At 55.4% G+C, this 16590-nt stretch carries 23 protein-coding genes, 2 tRNA genes and 1 pseudogene; 4 read left to right on the top strand and 22 right to left on the bottom strand.

Annotation, left to right across the window (positions count from 1 at the left end; translation table 11 throughout):
- Window positions 1–43 precede the first annotated feature (43 nt).
- From SWE17_RS15105 to rpe, 9 genes are all read right to left on the bottom strand, one after another.
- Window positions 44–129: transfer RNA gene (locus tag SWE17_RS15105), tRNA-Tyr, on the bottom strand.
- A 60-nt stretch (window positions 130–189) separates the two neighbouring features.
- Window positions 190–951, bottom strand: a complete 762-nt coding sequence (locus SWE17_RS15110) for a uracil-DNA glycosylase (RefSeq protein ID WP_322993877.1) — start codon at window positions 949–951, stop codon at window positions 190–192.
- Window positions 951–1739 (bottom strand): indole-3-glycerol phosphate synthase TrpC, encoded by a 789-nt coding sequence (gene trpC / locus SWE17_RS15115; RefSeq protein ID WP_322993878.1) that lies wholly within the window; start codon window positions 1737–1739, stop codon window positions 951–953. The genes SWE17_RS15110 and trpC overlap by 1 nt, the downstream gene beginning before the upstream one ends.
- A 46-nt stretch (window positions 1740–1785) precedes the next feature.
- Window positions 1786–2814 (bottom strand): anthranilate phosphoribosyltransferase, encoded by a 1029-nt coding sequence (gene trpD, locus SWE17_RS15120; RefSeq protein WP_322993891.1) that lies wholly within the window; start codon window positions 2812–2814, stop codon window positions 1786–1788.
- A 78-nt stretch (window positions 2815–2892) separates the two neighbouring features.
- The gene (gene ltaE / locus SWE17_RS15125; protein WP_322993879.1) at window positions 2893–3960 is read right to left on the bottom strand and encodes a low-specificity L-threonine aldolase; all 1068 of its coding nucleotides are present in this window, start codon (window positions 3958–3960) and stop codon (window positions 2893–2895) included.
- Complete coding sequence (locus SWE17_RS15130) at window positions 3957–4538, bottom strand: aminodeoxychorismate/anthranilate synthase component II (RefSeq protein WP_322993880.1); 582 nt, start codon at window positions 4536–4538, stop codon at window positions 3957–3959. The genes ltaE and SWE17_RS15130 overlap by 4 nt, the downstream gene beginning before the upstream one ends.
- A 2-nt stretch (window positions 4539–4540) precedes the next feature.
- Entirely contained in the window at window positions 4541–6040 is a 1500-nt protein-coding gene (gene trpE, locus SWE17_RS15135) for an anthranilate synthase component I (protein ID WP_322993881.1), read from the bottom strand.
- 253 nt (window positions 6041–6293) lie between these two features.
- On the bottom strand, window positions 6294–7028 hold the full coding sequence (gph, locus tag SWE17_RS15140; protein WP_322993882.1) for a phosphoglycolate phosphatase: 735 nt from the start codon (window positions 7026–7028) through the stop codon (window positions 6294–6296).
- A 2-nt stretch (window positions 7029–7030) separates the two neighbouring features.
- The gene (rpe, locus tag SWE17_RS15145) at window positions 7031–7711 is read right to left on the bottom strand and encodes a ribulose-phosphate 3-epimerase (protein WP_322993883.1); all 681 of its coding nucleotides are present in this window, start codon (window positions 7709–7711) and stop codon (window positions 7031–7033) included.
- 29 nt (window positions 7712–7740) lie between these two features.
- Here rpe and apaG point away from each other — a divergent pair, with 29 nt between their 5' ends.
- The 4 genes from apaG to SWE17_RS15165 are packed head-to-tail and all read left to right on the top strand — an operon-like array spanning window position 7741 to window position 10134.
- Window positions 7741–8133, top strand: coding sequence for a Co2+/Mg2+ efflux protein ApaG (apaG, locus tag SWE17_RS15150; protein ID WP_322993884.1), 393 nt, complete (start codon window positions 7741–7743; stop codon window positions 8131–8133).
- Window positions 8134–8159: 26 nt separating this feature from the next.
- Window positions 8160–9119 (top strand): thiamine-phosphate kinase, encoded by a 960-nt coding sequence (gene thiL, locus SWE17_RS15155; protein ID WP_322993885.1) that lies wholly within the window; start codon window positions 8160–8162, stop codon window positions 9117–9119.
- Complete coding sequence (locus tag SWE17_RS15160; protein WP_322993886.1) at window positions 9116–9655, top strand: phosphatidylglycerophosphatase A; 540 nt, start codon at window positions 9116–9118, stop codon at window positions 9653–9655. Before thiL ends, SWE17_RS15160 begins: the two co-directional genes overlap by 4 nt.
- A complete protein-coding gene (locus tag SWE17_RS15165; protein ID WP_322993887.1) occupies window positions 9655–10134 on the top strand; it encodes a CinA family protein in 480 nt (159 codons plus the stop codon). The genes SWE17_RS15160 and SWE17_RS15165 overlap by 1 nt, the downstream gene beginning before the upstream one ends.
- Before the next feature lie 66 nt (window positions 10135–10200).
- Here SWE17_RS15165 and SWE17_RS15170 read toward each other — a convergent pair.
- The 13 genes and pseudogenes from SWE17_RS15170 to SWE17_RS15230 all read right to left on the bottom strand — a co-directional run.
- Window positions 10201–10277, bottom strand: a tRNA-Met gene (locus SWE17_RS15170).
- An 18-nt stretch (window positions 10278–10295) separates the two neighbouring features.
- Window positions 10296–10682, bottom strand: a complete 387-nt coding sequence (rplQ, locus tag SWE17_RS15175; protein WP_100120083.1) for a 50S ribosomal protein L17 — start codon at window positions 10680–10682, stop codon at window positions 10296–10298.
- 82 nt (window positions 10683–10764) lie between these two features.
- The gene (locus SWE17_RS15180) at window positions 10765–11757 is read right to left on the bottom strand and encodes a DNA-directed RNA polymerase subunit alpha (protein ID WP_100174231.1); all 993 of its coding nucleotides are present in this window, start codon (window positions 11755–11757) and stop codon (window positions 10765–10767) included.
- Window positions 11758–11861: 104 nt separating this feature from the next.
- Complete coding sequence (gene rpsD, locus SWE17_RS15185) at window positions 11862–12485, bottom strand: 30S ribosomal protein S4 (protein WP_100120085.1); 624 nt, start codon at window positions 12483–12485, stop codon at window positions 11862–11864.
- An 86-nt stretch (window positions 12486–12571) separates the two neighbouring features.
- Entirely contained in the window at window positions 12572–12976 is a 405-nt protein-coding gene (gene rpsK / locus SWE17_RS15190) for a 30S ribosomal protein S11 (protein ID WP_019429279.1), read from the bottom strand.
- Window positions 12977–12995: 19 nt separating this feature from the next.
- Entirely contained in the window at window positions 12996–13361 is a 366-nt protein-coding gene (gene rpsM / locus SWE17_RS15195) for a 30S ribosomal protein S13 (protein WP_019429278.1), read from the bottom strand.
- A 24-nt stretch (window positions 13362–13385) separates the two neighbouring features.
- Window positions 13386–13499 carry a 50S ribosomal protein L36 gene (gene rpmJ / locus SWE17_RS15200; protein ID WP_028820150.1) on the bottom strand — a complete coding sequence of 38 codons (114 nt, stop codon included), beginning with the start codon at window positions 13497–13499 and terminating at the stop codon, window positions 13386–13388.
- 105 nt (window positions 13500–13604) lie between these two features.
- Window positions 13605–14924, bottom strand: coding sequence for a preprotein translocase subunit SecY (gene secY / locus SWE17_RS15205; RefSeq protein ID WP_322993888.1), 1320 nt, complete (start codon window positions 14922–14924; stop codon window positions 13605–13607).
- 22 nt (window positions 14925–14946) lie between these two features.
- Entirely contained in the window at window positions 14947–15378 is a 432-nt protein-coding gene (rplO, locus tag SWE17_RS15210) for a 50S ribosomal protein L15 (protein WP_322993889.1), read from the bottom strand.
- A 10-nt stretch (window positions 15379–15388) separates the two neighbouring features.
- A complete protein-coding gene (gene rpmD, locus SWE17_RS15215) occupies window positions 15389–15571 on the bottom strand; it encodes a 50S ribosomal protein L30 (protein ID WP_089951917.1) in 183 nt (60 codons plus the stop codon).
- Between the two features lie 14 nt (window positions 15572–15585).
- Entirely contained in the window at window positions 15586–16104 is a 519-nt protein-coding gene (gene rpsE / locus SWE17_RS15220) for a 30S ribosomal protein S5 (protein WP_019429274.1), read from the bottom strand.
- 17 nt (window positions 16105–16121) lie between these two features.
- Window positions 16122–16487, bottom strand: coding sequence for a 50S ribosomal protein L18 (gene rplR / locus SWE17_RS15225; protein WP_322993890.1), 366 nt, complete (start codon window positions 16485–16487; stop codon window positions 16122–16124).
- Between the two features lie 11 nt (window positions 16488–16498).
- Window positions 16499–16590, bottom strand: a pseudogene (locus SWE17_RS15230) (50S ribosomal protein L6); the annotation flags it as partial.

The following is a 16590-nucleotide window of genomic DNA, read 5'->3' on the forward strand; positions in this document are numbered from 1 at the left end:
ACCATTTCCAAATGCTCTCGTCAACCGCCAAAAGGCAGTTTGCTGGTGGAGGAGACTGGATTCGAACCAGTGTAGGCGTAAGCCAACAGATTTACAGTCTGCCCCCTTTAGCCACTCGGGCACCCCTCCAGAAGCGAGTCTTAGATTATGCCATCTTTTTGTGACGCACCGCAAGTCGATTGAACATTTTTACCATCGAACACTCTTTTCATGGTGTAAAGCCCAGAATCGAGCGGCCTGCTCAAAATGCCCGCATCCCAAAAAGGGCACAGGGGGGCGCAAAGCAGACAAGGGCGAAGGGTGATTGGCCTGCAAAATCAAATGCCGACCCGTAGCGTCGGCGGCTTGAATCAGCGTTTTTTTGGCTTGTGCCTGCGCACCCCATAGCATGAAAACGACCGGATGGTCGCTTTTTGCAACCGAAATGATCAGTGCATCGGACAAAGCCTCCCAACCCCATCGGGTATGACTGGCGGCCAGCCCCTCTTCGACCGTCAAACACGTATTCAAAAGCAGCACTCCTTGACGAGCCCAGTGCGCCAATGACCCATCGACAGGGGTTGCAATGCCCAGACTTTGCTTCAGTTCTTTGAAGATATTGCGCAAACTCGGCGGCACCCGCACGCCCGGGGCCACAGAAAAGGCCAAACCTTCTGCCTGCCCGGGACCATGGTAAGGGTCTTGACCCAGAATCACAGCCCTCACTTGATTCAACGGCGTCAGGCGTAAGGCCCTCAATGGATCGGGCGGGTACAGGGTCTTGCCTGCTTTCAGGGCTTCGGTCAAACGCGCCGTGAGAGCAAGTCCTTCGGGCGAAGCCAAAAAGTCCGCGACCAAGGGTCTCCAGGCTTCGTCCAAGGTTTTCAGTTCAGGCGGCCAATCCCGCAAACAAGACGGAACTGGATGGTCCGCATCCAGTGCCAATGCCAGTTGCTCACGGGTATTGGGCATCAGGTAAAGAGTTTGGCCAAGGCCTCGCCAGGTTCGTTGGCGCGCATGAACGCCTCACCCACCAAAAACGCATGCACATGTGCCTCACGCATGCGCTGCACATCGGCGGCCGTTTGGATACCGCTTTCGGTCACCAAGAGACGGTCTTTAGGCACGTCAGACAACATGTCCAAGGTCGTCTGCAAGGACACCTCGAAGGTTTTCAGGTTGCGGTTGTTGATACCGACCAGACGAGTTTTGAGCTTCAGGGCGCGTTCCAGTTCAGCTTTGTCGTGCACCTCCACCAACACCGCCATGTCCAGGCTTCGGGCTACCGCCTCCATCTCGACCATGTGGGCATCGTCCAGGCAGGCGGCGATCAGCAAGATGGCATCAGCCCCCATGGCACGGGCTTCGTACACTTGGTAGGCATCAATCATGAAGTCCTTGCGCAGCACGGGCAGATCGCAACTGGCACGGGCTTGTTTGAGGTAATCCACACTGCCTTGAAAGAACTGCTTGTCCGTCAAGACAGAGAGGCAAGCAGCCCCAAATTCGGCATAGCTTTGGGCAATGTCAGCCGGAATGAACTCGGCCCGCAACACGCCTTTGGATGGGCTGGCCTTCTTGATCTCGGCGATCACCGCCGCTTGGCCTGCGGCAATCTTGGTACGCATCGCGCCCTCGAAATCACGGGTCAGCACACGGCTTTCGGCATCGGCGCGCACCACGGCCAGCGATTTTTGCTTCAATGCCGCAGCCACTTCTTCGCGTTTGACCGCAACGATTTTGTCCAGGATGTCACTCATGATTTACTTTCTGTGCGGGCTCAGTGGCGCCGTTTTTTGAAATGGCTCAAGCCGCTTTCTGGCCAAAGTCCACAAATTGCGCGAGCTTGGCTTTGGCCGCCCCCGACTCAATGGCCACACGCGCACGCGCCAGACCATCGGCGATGCTGCTGGCCACATTGGCAGCGTAAAGGGCAGCGCCCGCATTGATCATGACGATGTCCCGCGCAGCACCGGGCTCATTGTCCAACACGCCACGCAGCATGGCCATGGATTGCTCAGGTGTGTCCACTTTCAGTGCCCGGTTGCTGGCCATGGTCAAGCCAAAGTCTTCCGGGTGGATTTCGTATTCGGTGATCTGCCCGTTTTTGAGCTCGCCCACCAAAGTGGCCGCGCCCAGGCTGATTTCGTCCATGCCGTCGCGCCCGTAAACCACCACCGCATGTTCGGCGCCCAAGCGCTGAAGGGCACGCACCTGAATGCCCACCAAATCAGAATGGAAGACGCCCATCAAAATATTCGGTGCGCTGGCCGGGTTGGTCAGCGGACCCAAGATGTTGAACATGGTTCGCACCCCCAGCTCCTTGCGAACCGGTGCCACGTTTTTCATGGCCGGGTGGTGGTTGGGGGCGAACATGAAACCAATGCCGACTTCTTCAATCGACCGCGCGATCTGCTCGGGTGACAAGTTGATGTTGCCGCCCAAAGCTTCCACGACATCTGCACTTCCGGATTTGCTGCTGACGCTGCGCCCACCATGCTTGGCCGTTTTGGCGCCTGCTGCAGCGGCTACAAACATGGCGCAGGTCGAAATGTTGAAGGTATGGGCCCCATCACCACCTGTGCCCACAATATCCACCAAGTGCGTTGGATCGGCCACATGGACCTTGGTGGAAAACTCGCGCATCACTTGGGCAGCCGCTGTGATTTCGCCAATGGTCTCTTTTTTCACACGCAGACCTGTGAGCAAGGCAGCCGTCATGACAGGAGACAGCTCACCCTGCATGATCATGCGCATGATGTGGAGCATCTCGTCATGAAAAATCTCACGGTGCTCGATCGTGCGTTGTAGTGCTTCTTGAGGTGTGATGGGCATGGCGTTGTCCTTGCGGTTGATCTGGGGCATGTGAAAAGACGTGAATGAAGACCGTCTGAAGAAGTCTGGGGATGTGTTTCAATAAACACCAGCGCTGCCAGTGGCGGCAAGCGTCTTGGCCGAGGGCTGATTCATGAAGTTCTGAATGCATGCCACTGCGTGATCAATACCCGCAGCATCCACGCTCAGGTGCGTCACAAAGCGCAGGCCAATCAAACCTGTGGCCAACACGCCATGGGCCTTCAGATCATCGAGCAGCGCTGGACCACGCCCATCGGCCACATCCACAAACACGATGTTGGTTTGTGCCGAACGCACGCTCAAGCCCGTCACGCCTTGCAGGCCCTGGGCCAGTCGCTGCGCCAGCGCATGGTCATCGGCCAAGCGCTCGACGTGGTGGTCCAGCGCGTGCAAAGCCGCTGCCGCCAAAATACCTGACTGGCGCAAGCCACCGCCCAACACCTTGCGCCAGCGCAGGGCCTTGGCGATCAGTTCACGCGAGCCACACAAGGCCGAGCCCACGGGCGCGCCGAGGCCCTTGCTGAAGCAAACCGACACGCTGTCAAAGTGGTCCACAATGCGCCGCACGCTGGCCGTGACCGGTCCACCTTCGGCTTGTGCGACAGCCGCATTGAAGAGGCGGGCACCGTCCAGATGCACGGCCAAGCCGTGCTGTCGGGCGCTCGCTGTGGCTTGCGCCAAATAGGCCAGCGACATGGGGTGACCGTTCCAAGTGTTTTCCAGCGCCAGCAAGCGTGTGCGTGCAAAGTGGCAGTCCATGGGTTTGATGGCTGCCGCGATGTCGGCCAGCGCCATTTCTCCCACGCTGTTTTGCGCTAGCGGCTGGGGCTGGATGCTGCCCAGCACCGCCGCACCGCCGCCTTCGTAGCGGTAAGTGTGCGCATTTTGACCGACGATGTACTCGTCGCCCCGCTCGCAATGCGCCATCAGGGCGCAAAGGTTGCTTTGCGTACCCGATGGCATGAACAGCGCCGCTTCTTTCCCGGTGATCTGCGCGATGCGCTCTTGCAAGGCATTGACCGTGGGGTCGTCACCAAACACATCGTCGCCCACAGGCGCAACCAGCATGGCTTCGCGCATGGCGGCTGTGGGCTGGGTCACGGTGTCGCTGCGCAGATCGATCATGGTCGTTCCAGAAAGTTTTTGAGCATGGCATGGCCATGCTCGGTCAGGATGGATTCTGGATGGAACTGCACACCCTCAATGTCCAGCTCGGTGTGGCGCACGCCCATGATCTCGCCGTCATCCGTCCAGCCCGTGACCTTCAGGCAAGGCGGGCAAGTGGCCCGCTCAATGGCTAAGGAGTGGTAACGGTTGACGGTGAATTTTTCAGGCAAGTCCGCGAACACGCCTTCTTGCGTGGTCGTGATGATGCTGGTCTTGCCATGCATCAATTCTTGCGCCCGAACGATCTTTCCCCCAAAGGCCGCACCAATGCTTTGGTGCCCCAGACATACGCCCAGAATTGGCAGCTTGCCTCCGAAATGTTGAATCGCAGACACCGAAATACCCGCCTCGACAGGCGAACAGGGGCCAGGCGAGATCACCAAACGGTCAGGCTGGCGGGCTGCAATGCCTTCGAGCGTGATTTCATCGTTGCGAAAGACTTCGACCTCCGCGCCCAGTTCACCGAAGTACTGCACGATGTTGAAGGTGAAAGAGTCGTAGTTGTCGACCATCAGGAGTTTGATTTTTTTCGCCATGTTCACTCCAAGCCTTCTTCCACCAACTCGCTGGCGCGCAACAAGGCACGCGCCTTGTGTTCGGTTTCGCGCCATTCCATCTCGGGCACCGAATCGGCCACCACCCCAGCCGCCGCCTGAACGTACAGCATCTGGTCCTTGATGACGGCGGTGCGGATCGCAATCGCCACATCCATATCACCCGCATAGCTGATGTAGCCACACGCACCGCCGTAGATGCCGCGCTTGACGGGTTCGAACTGATCGATCAACTCCATCGCATGAACCTTGGGCGCGCCTGTCAGGGTGCCCGCCGGGAAGGTGGCTTTGAGCACGTCCATATTGCTCATGCCCTCATTGAGCAAGCCCTCGACGTTGCTCACGATGTGCATGACGTGGCTGTAGCGCTCGACCACAAAGGCCTCGGTGACCTTGACGGAGCCAATTTGAGCGATGCGGCCAATGTCGTTACGGGCCAGGTCGATCAGCATCACATGCTCGGCCCGCTCCTTGGGGTCGTTGATCAGTTCTTGCTCGGCCACCTTGTCCTTTTCGGGCGTCGCGCCTCGAGGACGTGTGCCCGCCAAGGGGCGGATGATGACTTTGGCGCCGTCCTCGGTTTGCTCCTGGCGCACCAAAATTTCGGGGCTGGCCCCGACGACATGGAAGTCGCCGAAGTTGTAGAAGTACATGTAGGGGCTGGGGTTGAGCGAACGCAGCGCACGGTACAAGGACAGCGGGCTTTCGGTGTAGCGCTTTTTAATGCGCTGACCCACCTGCACCTGCATGAAATCGCCCCCGGCGATCAGCTCTTTGGCTTTTTCAACCGCGGCGATGTAATCGGCCTTTGGAAAGTCACGCTCAGCCGGGTAAGACTGAGTGGGTTTGACCACCGGGGCGCTGACCGAATATTTGAGCTGCTCTTTCAAATCGCGCAGGCGTTTTTTCGCACCCACATAGGCCTCGGGCGTGCCCGGGTCTGCATAAACAATCAGGTAGAGCTTGCCCGACAGGTTGTCGATCACGGCAAGCTCTTCACATTGCAGCAAAAAAATGTCTGGCGTGCCCAATGTGTCGGGTGGGCACGATTTTTCGAGTTTTTTCTCGATGTAGCGCACAGCGTCGTAACCAAAGTAGCCAGCCAAGCCTCCACAGAAACGGGGCAGGCCAGGTCGCAGAGCCACCTTAAAGCGCTTTTGATACTGCTCTATGAAGTCCAGTGGATTACCCGCGGACGTTTCCATGACCACGCCATCACGCACCACTTCGGTCTTGGCATCAGCACCAAAGCCGCTGGCGCGCAGCAGGGTGCGCGCGGGCAGACCGATGAAGCTGTAGCGGCCAAAACGCTCGCCGCCCACCACGGATTCCAACAAGAAGCTGTATTGGCCGTTGTCTTTGGTGTGGGCCAGCTTCAGGTAAAGCGACAGGGGGGTTTCCAGATCCGCAAAAGCTTCCAGCATGAGTGGAATGCGGTTGTAGCCTTGACTGGCCAGGCTTTTGAATTCAAGTTCGGTGATCATGGGCAAGAGCCTCCAAAGCGCTCAGCGACCTCTGGCGAGGTGCTTTCATTCATCCAGGTGCCCAGCCGATGCTGGGCGCGGGTGGCGGGCATAGCCGCACGGTCGAAGTGTCAGGCTGGCTGACGCCAGGGCCAGGCTCCCCGGCCTTCCGCTTGGGAATGGCTCGGCAGGCTGACTGCGCAGGAGTGGATGAGGATGAGGCTCATGATGTCATTGAGTGTATCAAAGCTGGCCGCCAGTTTTCAAACCAGCATCATGGCCTGGCTGCGCGCAAGCAGTCAGGCAACTGCGCCAATGAGTCCAACCAAGCAGCTGCCGGGGTTTCTTGCACCGCTTGCCCATGGTTGTAGCCATAAGTCACCAGCACCACGGGGCACCCAGCGGCATGGGCCGCTTGGGCATCGTTGCTGGAATCACCGACCATCAAGGTTCTGTCTACCGACGTTCCCAAAGCCTCGCAGGTTTTGAGGATGGGCAATGGATCGGGTTTTTTGCGCTCAAAGCTGTCACCGCCAAAAACATGAGCGAAGAAATGATCCAGCGATTTTTCTTTCAACAAGGTCTTGGCGAACAACAAAGGCTTGTTGGTGAGGCATGCCATGGGCAAGCCCTGTGCAAAAAAGGCCTCCAACGCGGCCAAAACGCCTGGATACACATCCGCGAACTGACCATTGATTTGGAGGTAATGGTGCTGGTAGCGCAGCCAAGCCCGCTCAAACAAAGCATCCACGGAGAGCGCTGGACAGGCCCGCCCCAAACCCTTGACCTCTGGCCTTGCAATCTGGTGGGCCAAAAGTGTCCGAATCAGGTGCTCCGAGCCTTTGCCAATGGTCTGCTCGATCAATGCATCAGAAACAGGAGGCAAATCCAGATCGGCCATGGTGCGATGCAAGGCCACTTGAAAATCACCCAAGGTGTGGACCATGGTGCCGTCCAGGTCAAAAATGACCGCTTCGATCTGGGTCAGATCAGTTGGGGTAACCGTCATGCTCAGCCCAAAGCCAGGCGCATCTGGTCAACCACGCCTTTGTAATCGGGCTTACCAAAGATGGCACTGCCTGCGACAAACGTGTCCGCACCAGCGTCCGCCACACGACGGATATTGTCTACTTTGATGCCACCGTCCACCTCGAGGCGAATGTCGCGCCCACTCGCATCAATCAGTTTGCGTGCGTGCTCAATCTTGCGCAAGGCCGAATCAATGAAGCTTTGCCCCCCAAAACCGGGGTTGACGCTCATGATCAGGATCAAGTCAATTTCGTCGAGGGTCCACTCCAGCACATCCAGCGGTTCAGCTGGGTTGAACACCAGACCCGCTTTCACGCCCTTGCTTTTGATGGCCTGGATGCTGCGGTGCACATGGCCACTGGCATCGGGATGAAAACTGATCAAATCAGCCCCCGCTTCGGCAAATGACGCCGCCAACGCATCAACGGGCGATATCATCAAATGCACATCGATTGGAACCGCCACCCCGGAAGCCGTTTTGGCATGCGGCTTGAGGGCTTGGCAAATCATGGGGCCAAATGTGAGGTTGGGCACGTAATGGTTGTCCATCACGTCAAAATGAATCCAGTCAGCGCCTGCGTCGATGACGCTTTTGACTTCTTCGCCCAAACGCGCGAAGTCAGCAGAGAGGATAGAAGGGGCAATTCGGTAGGTCGTCGTCATGCTTGAATTGTCGCAGTTAACATGCGCAAATGTCTTCTTACACCGTCCAAATTGATGTGCAGCCCCAATATGTGGCTGACCAGAGCAATCCCCTTCAAAAGGTTTTTGCCTTCGCTTACACCGTCACCGCGACGAACACAGGCACTATTCCCGTGCAACTCATTTCAAGACACTGGGTGATCCAAGACGAAAGCGGCCACACAGACGAGGTGAAAGGTTTGGGCGTTGTGGGCCAGCAACCCCTGCTGCGTCCAGGAGAGTCTTTCCAATACACCAGCGGCTGCCGCTTGCATGCGCCCAGTGGCACCATGCATGGCAGTTACTTTTTTGTCGCCGAAGACGGGCACCGTTTTGATGCGCCCATTGCTCCTTTCGTTCTCGAGTCGTCCGGTTCAGGTCTGTCGGGTCGAACGCTCCATTGATTCCACGTTCGGGTAAGCTCTTGGCCATGGGCGAATTTGACCTGATTGAACGCTTTTTCAAGCGTCCGCCTCGCAAAGCGGATGTGGGGATTGGGGATGACTGTGCTGTATGGTCTCCTCGTGCTGGGCATCAGCTGGCTTTTTCTGCCGACATGCTCGTCGAAGGTCGACACTTTTTATCGACCGTTGAGCCGTCTCGACTGGGCCACAAAGCACTGGCCGTGAATTTGAGCGATTTGGCCGCCTGCGGAGCCACTCCTCAAGCTTTCTTGCTCTCTTTGTCCCTGCCCAGAGCAGATGAATCCTGGTTGTCTGGTTTTTCGCATGGCCTGTTTCAATTGGCCGATGCCCATCACTGCGAACTGATCGGCGGCGACACCACACAAGGCCCCTTGAACATTGCCATCACCGTGATGGGGGAAGTCCCTGTGGGTCAGTCCATTTTGCGAAGTGGCGCTCAAGCGGGTGATGACCTGTATGTGAGCGGTCATTTAGGCGATGCACGCCTGGCGCTAGAGGCTTTTCGGGGTTCGGTTAGCTTGCCTCAATCTGTATTCGACGCCGCACGAATACGCATGGAACGGCCCACACCCCGCGTGGCTTTGGGCATGGCCCTTCGAGGTGTTGCACACGCTATGGCCGATATCAGCGATGGCTTGCTGGGTGATTTGGGTCATATCCTCAAAGCCAGCCGTGTGGGTGCTGAAATTGATCTGGCCGCCATGCCTGCCCTCATGCAAACCACCCAACTCTGGACGTGCCCACCTGATTTGGCACTGACCTGCGTTTTGTCTGGTGGCGATGATTACGAGCTCGTTTTCTGTGCTCCGCCTTCAGCCTCCGAAACCGTTCATGCCGTATCGAAGGCCTCCGGCACACCCGTTACCAAGATTGGCCGCATCACCGATCAACCTCAACTGGTCTTATTAGATGCCCAAGGGCAGGCTGTTCCGTCGAAGTTTCGCTCTTTTGACCATTTTGCATGACGCTCCAACAACCCACATCTGAATCTGACCTCCTTCGTGGCCCGATCAGGCCAACGGTGGCATTCATGCTGGCACACCCTGCCCATTCAATGGCTTTAGGGCTGGGTTCGGGCCTGGCACCCAAGGCTCCCGGGACTGTTGGTAGTCTGTGGGGTTGGCTGTCGTGGCTTGTCATTCAACATTACCTCTCTTGGTCCGAGCAAGCACTCTTGATCACAGCCACCTTTTTCGTTGGCTGGTGGGCTTGTACGGTCACTGCTCGCCACATGAGGATCAGCGATCCCGGATCTATTGTTGTGGACGAAATTGTGGCGATGTGGCTGATTCTGTTCTTGATCATGCCCATCAACTTCTGGGGGCAATTGGCCGCTTTTGCCCTGTTCCGGTTTTTTGACGCCACCAAGCCAGGGCCTGTCGCATGGGCCGATCAGCTTTTCAAGGGCTACGGTTGGCGCGGTGGTTTCGGCATCATGTTTGACGACTTGGTGGCTGCTTTTTGCACCTTGCTGATGTTGGCTTTTTGGAGGTGGTTCTGATGTCCGATGTGCCCCAAAAACTGGCTGAACGCTTGTTAGCGCTCCAATGGCAAATGGCCACGGCAGAAAGCTGTACTGGAGGCCTGATTTCGGCCTGCTGCACGGACTTGGCTGGATCCAGTGCTTGGTTTGACCGCGGATTTGTGACCTACTCCAATGACGCCAAAACTCAAATGCTGGGCGTTCCCGCAGATTCGATTTCAACGCATGGCGCCGTCAGTGAGACTGTCGCACACGCCATGGCCATTGGAGCGGTTTACAGATCCAAAGCACAAGTGTCCGTTGCCGTTACTGGCGTCGCAGGTCCAAGCGGTGGCAGCCCTGAAAAGCCTGTGGGAACCGTTTGGTTTGGATGGTGCATCAACGGCCTGGTTGCCACAGAGTTGCAACATTTTGAAGGCGACCGCCAATTTATTCGGCAGGCGACGGTGTTGCACGCTCTGACAGGCCTTCTCAATCGCTTGCCTACCTCGACCTGAAAGGTCGTTAGAAACGAAAAAACCCTCCGAAGAGGGTTTTTTTGATCTTCAACCGAGGTTGAAACTTGGTTGCGGGGGCCGGATTTGAACCAACGACCTTTGGGTTATGAGCCCAACGAGCTACCAGACTGCTCCACCCCGCGGTATTTTTACATTGTACCTTACTCTGCTGCTGTTTCAGCAGAAGAATCAGCGCGATCAACCAATTCAACCAAAGCCATCGGTGCGTTGTCACCCACGCGGTAACCCATTTTCAGGATGCGTGTGTAACCACCAGGGCGCGAAGCCGAACGTGGGCCCAACACATTGAACAATTTGGTGACGCTGTCGCGGTCACGCAAACGGTTGAACGCCAACCGACGGTTCGACAAGTTATCCACTTTGGCCAAGGTGATCATGGGCTCGATCACACGGCGCAATTCTTTGGCCTTAGGCACTGTGGTTTTGATGACTTCATGCTCGATGAGCGAGTTCATCATGTTCTGCAGCATCGCAAGACGGTGCGAGCTGGTGCGATTGAGTTTACGAAGGCCGTGTCCGTGACGCATGGTGCTTTCCTTTCTTTATTAAACAGACAGCCGTATCAGGTACTGCCCGTGCACAACCCGGATCAAGTCCGGGAACTTTGAATTAACGCTTTTCCAGACCTGCTGGCGGCCAGGCTTCGAGCTTCATGCCCAAAGTCAGACCACGGGAAGCCAAGACTTCCTTGATTTCGTTGAGTGACTTACGACCCAGGTTAGGGGTTTTGAGCAACTCATTTTCGGTGCGCTGAATCAGATCACCGATGTAGTAAATGTTTTCTGCTTTGAGACAGTTGGCAGAACGAACTGTGAGTTCGAGCTCATCCACTGGGCGCAACAGGATCGGATCGAAACTGCCTGCACCACCGCGTTGGGCTGGCTCATTGAATGCAGACAATTCGCTGCCTTCAAGTTGAGCAAACACAGCCAACTGCTCCACCAAAATCTTGGCCGAAGAGCGAACTGCGTCTTCTGCAGTGATGGCACCGTTGGTTTCGATCTCAATGACCAACTTGTCCAAGTCGGTACGCTGCTCAACACGAGCGCTTTCAACGGTGTAGCTCACGCGCTTGACCGGAGAAAACGACGCATCCAGAACAATGCGGCCCAAAGCCTTGGTAGGCTCGTCAGCAAAACGACGCATGCTGCCGGGCACATAACCACGGCCTTTTTCGACCTTGATCTGCATGTCCAACTTGCCGCCATGCGACAAATTGGCAATGACGTGCTCAGGGTTGACGATTTCGACATCGTGTGGCGTCTGGATGTCAGCTGCAGTCACGGCACCTTCGCCGTCTTTGCGCAAACTCAGTGTCACTTCGTCGCGGTTGTGGAGTTTGAAAACCACACCTTTGAGGTTCAACAAGATGTTCACAACATCTTCTTGCACGCCATCAATGGAAGAGTATTCATGGACAACACCCGCAATGGTCACTTCAGTGGCGGAATACCCCACCATGGAAGACAGCAAAACGCGACGAAGCGCGTTTCCGAGTGTGTGACCATAACCACGCTCGAAGGGCTCCAACGTGACTTTTGCACGGTTGGCAGCAAGTTGTTCGACTTGGATGGCTTTGGGTTTCAACAGATTGGTTTGCATTCAGACTTCCTCTCAATACCCCCGGTCCGTTACACCGGTAAGGCTGATGAAGCACCCGGAGCTGCTTAGGAAGACAGCCCGGGAACGATTGAAACGACTCAGAATTAACGCGAGTACAGTTCGACGATCAGAGATTCGTTGATGTCTGCAGCGAATTCATCACGATCAGGAACCTTCTTGAAGGTGCCTTCTGCCTTGTCGGCGTTGACTTCAACCCAAGCAGGCATGCCCACTTGCAAAGCCAATTGCAAAGCTTCAACCACGCGGTTTTGCTTTTTGGATTTTTCACGAACAGCGATCACGTCACCGGCCTTGACCAGGTACGAAGGGATGTTCACAGATTGACCGTTCACGGTGATGGCTTTGTGAGAAACCATCTGACGTGCTTCAGCGCGAGTAGAGCCAAAGCCCATGCGGTAAACCACATTGTCCAAACGGCATTCGAGCAAAGCCAACAAGTTAGAGCCTGTATTGCCTTTGCGGCGATCGGCTTCAGCGAAGTAGCGGCGGAACTGCTTCTCCAACACACCGTACATGCGTTTGACTTTTTGCTTCTCACGCAACTGCAAACCGTAGTCGGAGGTGCGCTGACCCGAAGTGCGACCGTGTTGGCCAGGCTTGGTGTCAAATTTGGACTTATCCGCGATCGAACGACGAGCGCTCTTCAGGAAAAGATCGGTGCCTTCGCGGCGAGAGAGTTTGGCCTTGGGGCCGAGGTAGCGTGCCACTTGATTTTCCTTTTATGCAACTACCGCATCAAAAATGCGGGAGCCAGGCGATGCAAGCATGGCCTGGCGGTGGGCTTGGTTTGAAATTAGATACGACGGCGCTTTTGTGGGCGGCAGCCGTTGTGCGGGACCGGTGTCACATCAGCGATCGATGTGATACGGATACCCAGAGCACCCAAAGCGCGAACGGAGGACTCACGACCTGGGCCTGGACCCTTGATCTCGACGTCCAAGTTCTTGATGCCTTGTTCTTGCGCTGCACGGCCAGCCACCTCAGAAGCAACCTGAGCTGCGAAAGGCGTCGATTTACGCGAACCTTTGAAGCCTTGGCCACCCGAAGAAGCCCAAGACAAAGCATTGCCTTGGCGGTCGGTGATGGTGATGATGGTGTTGTTGAACGACGCGTGAACGTGTGCAATACCGTCAGCAATGTTCTTGCGAACCTTCTTGCGGACACGTTGTGATGCGCTGTTTGATTGTGCTTTTGCCATAGTGGTCTCTCAATCCTGCTTATTTCTTCAGAGCCGCAGCGCCTTTGCGCGGACCCTTACGAGTACGTGCATTGGTGCGTGTACGCTGACCACGCATGGGCAAGCCACGACGATGACGGAAACCGCGGTAGCAACCGATGTCCATCAAACGCTTGATGTTCATGGTGGTTTCGCGACGCAGATCACCTTCAATGGTGAAGACTGCGATTTGATCGCGAATTTTCTCGAGATCAGCGTCCGTCAGATCTTTGATCTTTTTGGAATAAGCGATGCCAGAGGCCTCGCAAATTTGTCGAGCGCGGGTGCGACCAATACCAAAAATGGCTGTCAAGCCAATTTCAGCATGTTTGTGCGGCGGAATGTTGATGCCAGCGATACGTGCCATTTTCGTCCTCTAAAACTAATTCAATCAGCCTTGACGCTGCTTGTGACGTGGATCTGTGCAGATCACACGAACAACGCCTTTACGGCGAATGACCTTGCAGTTACGGCAAATTTTTTTCACCGAAGCAGAAACTCTCATGGTTCTCTCCTAAAACTCATCGATACCCAGACTTCTCAGACCAGGTGAAAAATATGGCCTTGCACAAATTGCGCAAGGTTCTTTACCAACCCTCGATCAAATCAATCAAGACTTGAAGCTCGCCTTTTTCAAGAGCGAATCGTACTGTTGTGACATCAAGTAGTTTTGTACTTGAGCCATGAAATCCATGGTCACGACCACGATGATCAGCAACGATGTGCCGCCAAAGTAAAACGGAACATTGTATTTCAGAATCAGAAACTCAGGCAGCAAACACACGAAGGTGATGTATGCAGCACCGACAGCCGTCAAACGCAAGAGAATCTTGTCGATGTGCTTTGCCGTTTGGTCTCCGGGGCGAATACCAGGAATGAAAGCACCGCTCTTCTTCAAGTTGTCTGCAGTCTCACGGCTGTTGAAAACAAGCGCTGTGTAGAAAAAGCAGAAGAAAATGATCGCAGCAGCGTAAAACATCACATAGACAGGCTGCCCTGGAGCCAATGCGTTCGCCACATCCTTGAAGAATCGAACGACAGCACTCTCAGAAGAGCCTGAACTGAACCAACCAATCAGTGTTGCAGGCAACAAAATGATCGAAGACGCAAAAATCGGGGGGATCACACCAGCCATGTTCAGCTTCAGAGGCAAATGGGATGACTGACCGCCATACACCTTATTGCCAACTTGACGCCGAGCGTAATTCACAAGAATTTTTCTCTGGCCGCGCTCAACAAACACCACAAAGTAAGTGACCAAAGCCACCACCACAATGATCAACATCGAGATCAGTGGGTTCATGGCACCCGTGCGAACCAACTCAAACAAGCCACCCAAAGCACTTGGCAAACCAGCAGCAATGCCTGCAAAAATCAGGATCGAAATACCGTTACCCAAGCCTCGCTCAGTGATTTGTTCACCAAGCCACATGAGGAACATGGATCCAGCAGTCAAACTCACCACTGCCGTCATCCTGAAACCCATGCCAGGATTGATCACCAAACCCGCAGAAGCTTCTAGCGCAACAGCAATACCGAACGACTGAAACAGAGCCAAGCCCAAAGCACCGAAGCGCGTGTACTGGGTGATTTTTCGTCGCCCAGCTTCGCCTTCTTTTTTCATCTGTTCAAACGATGGCAGAACATACGTCAACAACTGCATCACGATGGAGGCAGAAATGTACGGCATGATGCCCAAGGCAAAAATAGTGAACCGGGACAATGCGCCGCCGGAAAACATATTGAACAGATTCAAGATGCCGCCTTGCTGACCATTGAACAACTGCTTGAGTTGTTCAGGGTCAATACCAGGCACAGGAATGTGTGCGCCTGCACGGTAAACAACCAGGGCAAGCAACAAAAACAGAAGACGACGACGTAAATCGCCGAACTTGTCTGCTTTAGCTGTTGAATTAGCGCTGGTTGCCACAGTGTTTCTCGCTTATGAACATTCAGGCGATGGAGCCACCAGCAGCCTCAATGGCCGCCTTAGCACCTGCAGTTGCACCAATGCCTGTCAACTTGACAGCTTTGGACAACTCACCAGTGTTGATCACTTTGACCACTTTGGCCATTTGTGAGACCAAACCAGCTTGCTTCAATGTCAAAACATCCACTTCAGCCAGGTCCAAACGGGACAAGGTCGTCAAAGTGATTTCTGCGTTGTACTTCAGCAAATGCGATTTGAAACCACGCTTTGGCAAACGACGCTGCAAAGGCATTTGACCGCCTTCGAAGCCCACCTTGTGGTAGCCGCCTGAACGTGATTTTTGACCTTTGTGACCACGGCCGGCGGTTTTACCCAAACCCGAACCGATACCACGGCCCACGCGACGTGGCGCGTGCTTAGAGCCTTCTGCGGGCTTGATGCTATTGAGTTCCATCATTCGCCTCTTAGAGAACTTTGACCAGATAGCTGATCTTGTTGATCATGCCGCGCACTGCGGGCGTGTCTTGCAACTCGCTCACAGAATTCAGCTTGCGCAAGCCCAAGCCACGCACTGTCGCGCGGTGTGACTCTTTGGTGCCAATCGGGCTGCGAACCAGTTGGACTTTCACGGTTGATTGTGTCGTCATGTTCGATCTCCGGTTCAGCCGAACAACTCTTCAACCGACTTGCCACGCTTGGCAGCCACGTTGGAGGCTGTTGTGCAATTGGACAAAGCGTCCAATGTGGCACGAACCATGTTGTAAGGGTTGGATGAACCATGGCTCTTGGCCACGATGTCAGTGATGCCCACCACTTCGAACACGGCGCGCATAGGACCACCAGCGATGATGCCGGTACCCTTTGGCGCTGGAGCCATCATGACGCGTGCTGCGCCGTGGTGACCGTGCACTGCATGGTGAATCGTGCCGTTCTTGAGGTGAACTTTGGCCAAGTTGCGACGGGCTTCTTCCATCGCTTTTTGCACGGCTGCTGGCACTTCTTTCGATTTGCCCTTGCCCATGCCCACTTTGCCATCGCCGTCACCGACCACGGTCAAGGCTGCGAAACCGAGAATACGGCCGCCCTTCACCACTTTGGTCACGCGGTTGACCGCGATCATCTTCTCGCGGAGACCGTCTTCAGGACCGTCGCTCTGCGGTTTTGCTGTAAATTTAGCCATTTGTAACTCCGATCCGTTTAGAACTGCAGACCTGCTTCACGGGCTGCTTCGGCCAAAGCCTTGACGCGACCGTGGTAAGCGAAACCTGCGCGGTCGAAGGCGACCTTCTCAACGCCAGCTGCTTTTGCTTTTTCAGCAATGCGCTTGCCAATCACTGTGGCTGCAGCGGCATTACCGCCTTTGCCAGTAGCGCCCAAGGCCGTGCGCACTTCGGCTTCGGCTGTAGATGCGCTGGCCAACACTTTGGTACCGCAGCCAGAGATAACGCTGGCATAGATGTGCAGGTTGGTGCGGCTCACTGTCAAACGCGCCACGCCTTGCTGTGCAATGCGGATGCGTGTTTGGCGTGCACGACGGAGACGCTGCTCTTTCTTGGTCAACATGATGCAGCTCCTTATTTCTTCTTAGTCTCTTTGATCGTGATCTTCTCATCCGAATAACGGATGCCCTTGCCTTTGTAAGGCTCAGGAGGACGAACAGCACGGA

The sequence above is a fragment of the Limnohabitans sp. genome (assembly GCF_034680285.1).
In the GTDB taxonomy this organism is placed as follows: Bacteria; Pseudomonadota; Gammaproteobacteria; order Burkholderiales; family Burkholderiaceae_C; genus Limnohabitans_A.